General features: G+C 62.3%; 4 protein-coding genes. All 4 read right to left on the reverse strand.

From position 1 onward, the window contains the following. Positions 1-937, reverse strand: a 937-nt coding sequence (locus HX846_RS33695; RefSeq protein WP_178967097.1) for a cytochrome c, incomplete at its 3' end; no start/stop codon positions are given. Positions 938-940: 3 nt separating this feature from the next. Further along, complete coding sequence (locus tag HX846_RS33700) at positions 941-2,530, reverse strand: GMC family oxidoreductase (RefSeq protein ID WP_008435597.1); 1,590 nt, start codon at positions 2,528-2,530, stop codon at positions 941-943. Between the two features lie 14 nt (positions 2,531-2,544). Next, positions 2,545-3,081, reverse strand: a complete 537-nt coding sequence (locus HX846_RS33705; protein WP_023659207.1) for a sugar dehydrogenase complex small subunit — start codon at positions 3,079-3,081, stop codon at positions 2,545-2,547. A 256-nt stretch (positions 3,082-3,337) separates the two neighbouring features. Continuing rightward, positions 3,338-4,293, reverse strand: a 956-nt coding sequence (glyA, locus tag HX846_RS33710; RefSeq protein WP_178967098.1) for a serine hydroxymethyltransferase, incomplete at its 5' end; no start/stop codon positions are given.

Here is a 4,293-nt window from a genome sequence, read left to right on the forward strand (position 1 = left end):
GATCGCCCTGGCCGGTTTCCAGGGTGCTCATGTCCACCGGCTTGACGTCACGCACCACCCGCTCGGTTTGCCCGGGATCGCGGATCGGCGGCACGCTGTGCAGGTAGGCGGCCATGGCATGCAGGTCGCTAACGCTGAGGTAGCGGAAGCTGTTTTCCACGGCTTCGGCCATGCCGCCCGCCGCTTGGGCCTTGTCGGCGAGGTGACCGTTTTTCATGAAATTGACCAGGTCATCTTCGCTCCAGTCCCCCAGCCCGCTGACCTTGTCGGAGGTGATGTTGGGCGCGACCCAGCCACCCAGTTTCGCACCGGCCAGGTACTGGCTGTTGTCCTCGGCCATCAAGGCGTTACGTGGGGTGTGGCAGGCGCCGCAGTGGGCGAGGTTGTCCACCAGGTACTGGCCGCGACTGGTCTGTTCGGTGGCGCCAGGCTTGGGCACGAAACCCTGGCTGTCGAGGAACACCAGGTTCCAGCCGAACATCAGTTGGCGGATGTTGAACGGGAACGCCAGGTGCGTTTCCGGCACCGGCTGGTCCACGGCTTTGACGCCCTGTTGCAGGTACACGTACAAGGCGTGGATGTCGTCATCGCTCATGCCCTGGTAAGAGGTGTAGGGCATCGCCGGGTACAGGTGCTGGCCCTTGGCGTTGATGCCTTTGCGCAAGGCGTCCGCCAGTTGTTGCTCGGTGTAGTCGCCGATGCCGTAGGCCTTGGACGGGGTGATGTTGCTGGAGATGATCTTGCCCATGGGCGAGTCGATCACATACCCGCCGGCCAGCGGCGCGCCGCCATTCTCGGCGGTACGGTGGCAGGCTTCGCAGTCGCCGGCACGGGCGACATACGCACCTTTCTGGATCAGCGCGGCAGTGTCTTCAGCGGCAAACACCGGCAACGCGGTGAGCAGCAAGGCCAGCAATGGAAATTTAAGCAATCCCATGACCTAGACCTCCCGCGCAATGATGTCGGCCATACGGATACTCAGCGCCACGCCGGCCAGGGTCGGGTTGATGGTGCCGGAGGCCGGTATCACCCCGGTGGTGGCGAGAAACAGGTTGGCGTGGTCGTGGGTGCGGCACTCGTGGTTGACCACCGAATCCTTGGGGTTGGCGCCCATGATCACGGTGCCCATCAGGTGGTCGCGGTTCTGGTAGCCGGTGTTGTCTTCCACCACCGTGCCGCCCATCAGCTGCACGAAGTGCGCATAGTCTTCAGTGACACCGGCCTTGGCCGCCTTCACGTAGTCGCCCACCTCGTAGTTGACCACCAGCATCGGAATGCCCAGGGCGTCCTTGCGGGTGCGGCTCGGGCGCACAGTGTTGGTCTGCAATGGCAGGGTTTCATACACGGTAGAGACGTCGACCCAACGCGCCGCATCGTGGCGGATGCGTTCGTCCAGCTCCTTGCCGTACACGCCCTGGGCGATCAGCCGCTTGGCCACGGCAATGTTCGGCACGTTGTTGGAGATCGAGTGTTTGACCGAGGCCCGCTCCTTGCGGAACTCGCCGTCGCGGCGGTTGAAAATCCCGCCCTGCTGCACCGCGCCGCGTCCCGGCCACAACGGCTCGTCGGCGATAAATTGCAGGCCCTGGCCGGTGTGGTCCATCAGGTTACGACCGACCTGGTCGGAGGAGTTGGCCACCTCGGAAATCAGCAGCAGCTTGGGGGTTTCCAGGCCGTGGGCGGCAACGATGAAGTACTTGGCAGTGAGCCGCACATCAGCGCCGGTGGAGCTGCGGTAATGGATGGCGACGATCTTGTCGTCCGCGCCTTTTTCCAGCTTGTAGGCGGTGGCGTCGGTGATCAGCTTGGCGCCGGCCTGTTCCGCATGGCGGGCGTGCACGTCGCCGCTGTACATCGCGCCAATGGGGCAGACCGGCATGCAGTTGTTGTTGCCGCTGCACGCCGGGCGCCCGTCGTAGGGTTCAGTGGCACGGCCATTGGGCTCATGGATAAAGTGATACCCCGCCGGTGCCATGCGTTCGCGCAGGCGCTGGAACAGGTAGGTATCACCTTCCGGCGCCATCGGGTACGGGCTTGAGCGTGGCGGGAAAGCGCCGCCGCCCTGCCCGCTCTGGTCCTGGGTGTCACTGCCGCATACGCCCAGGGCAATTTCCGCACGCACGTAATAGGGTTCCAGCTCGCTGTATTCCAGCGGCCAGTCGCGACCTACGCCGTAGAGCGTCTTGAGTTTCATATCGTTGGGCAAGTAACGCCAGCACGCTGCCGCCCAGTGCCAGGTGGTACCGCCCACCAGTTTCAACATGCCGGGGCGGAACTCGAAAGAACCGGTGTTCTCGATGTATTGCTCATCGTAAGAATGATGGGCCCACGGTTCATTCGGATAGGGTGAGTTGTAATTGCCCTTGTTCGACGAATTACGGAAGTTCTCGACTATCTTCCAGCGGGGAATATGTTCACCGGCTTCCAGAATAATCACTGACTTGCCGTGCCTGGCCAATTCAAATGCTGCGTTACTGCCTAATGCGCCGGAGCCAACCACAATGACATCGGCGTCAAAATCCTGATTCATAAAAGTGCCTTGTCTTAGTCGTTGGCCAGCGTGGCCGGAGGATTGACCCAGTAATTGGTTTTTCCCCGGGAGTACGTCGGGATCACCGTGGCGTCCGCGGTCGGCGCATAGGCCAGGGCGCCGGTGAAGGTGACCAGGCGCGTGCCGTCGGTGGCGCGCAGGGACACCGGCGTGCCGGTGTAGCCCAGGTACCAGGCGGAGACGATTTTTTGCGTCGTATCCTTGATCACCGGGTCGGCGTAGAACGGGCTGCCGGATAACTGGCCGACGTTGCGCAGGTGATGCTGGCCAACCTTGCTCCACAAGGCTTTGATCTTCTCGGGGAATGCAGGGTCGTTCCGGGTGCACTGGGCCAGGATGCGCAAGGACAAGGCGGCATCCAGGTTCGAGCGTTCGAGGAGGAACATCGACAGTTGGCGGAAGGATTCAATGTCGTCGCTGGCGGCGCTGCTGACTTCCTGCGCCAGCGCGGCACCTGCCCACAGCGGGGCAAACAGGCCAGCACCGGTCAAGGCTGCGCCTGAATACAGGAGTTTTCTTCGGGTTATCACGGGATATCTCCTCATGAGTCGAACAACTATCGGCGCACGGGCCTAGTTCGACTTCACTGCAAAAGGCTGAGTACTTCGTTCACGGAGGTTGAACGGACTTTAAGAGCCCTTTTTATAACTGCCAGGAGAACGCCAAGCTGTCGTGCAGCTTGTTAATGATGAGAATGAGCAACAACGCGACCGTCTATAACAGCCGCTTAAACACCGTACAGCAATTTATCCTGCAATAACATGAAACATCCATTTGGATGTTTGCTCAGTTGTGCAGGTAATCCGCGAGGGGATACTTCGCGCACAAGGCTTGAGCCTGCAAGCGCAGGGATTCCTGTGCATTCGGATCCAGGGTGAACTTGTGCTCGTTGAGGGGCGTGACCGCATCGAGTACCCGGCACACCAGTTCGACGACCTGCCGACATCCATCGGCGTCGAGCTGGCGTTGCGCCAGGGAGCCGGTGCCGATACACAACCCGCCAGCGACGAATGATGGTCGCGTCTCTCCCGGTGCGCGATGCTTGTCCACGATGATGCCGCACTGCTCCAGCGCCGCCTGGGCGATGGCGCCGGTGATGCCGTCACGCAAGCGAATCAGCACCGAGTGGTTTTCACTGCGCCCGCCCACCACCTCGTAGTCACAGGCCTGGAACGCGCTGGCCAGTTCGTCGGCCGTGGTGCGAATACGCGCCATCCAGGCGTCGAAATCCGCGGACATGGCGTAGCCGAACGCCGCCGCCTTTGCCGCGATCATGTTGAAGGCCGGTGCGCCCTGCATTCGTGGGAACACGGCTTGATCGAGGAGCCGGCTGAAGCTGGTCTTAAGGCCCGGCACCTTGGTTTCGGCGTCGCGACCGGAAAGGATCAGGCCGCCACGCGGGCCGCCCAGTTGTTTATGGGTGCACAGCGTAGTGACGTGGGCTGCGTCGATCGGGCTCGGATGGCGCCCGGTGGCGACCAGGCCGGCGATGGTCGAAATGTCCGCCAGCAGGATCGACCCGGCTTCGTCGGCAATCCCACGCAAGCGCGCGAAATCAATGGTGTGCGAGTAGGCCGTCGCCCCGCAGATGATCACGCGCGGGCGATGGGCCAGCGCCAGTGTGCGCACCTGGTCGTAGTCGATAACACCCTTGGAGGTAGTGCCGTACCTTAGCGCCTTGTAGTTCGCGCCGGTGAACGCGACGGGGCTGGCGTGGCTCAGATGCCCGCCGTGATCGGGGG

The organism is Pseudomonas sp. K5002, assembly GCF_013386655.1.
Classification (GTDB): domain Bacteria; phylum Pseudomonadota; class Gammaproteobacteria; order Pseudomonadales; family Pseudomonadaceae; genus Aquipseudomonas.

Coding starts and splice junctions, on each gene's coding strand:
- HX846_RS33700 (WP_008435597.1), bottom strand. CDS start 2,530: ATGAATCAGGATTTTGACGCCGATGTCATTGTGGTTGGCTCCGGCGCA.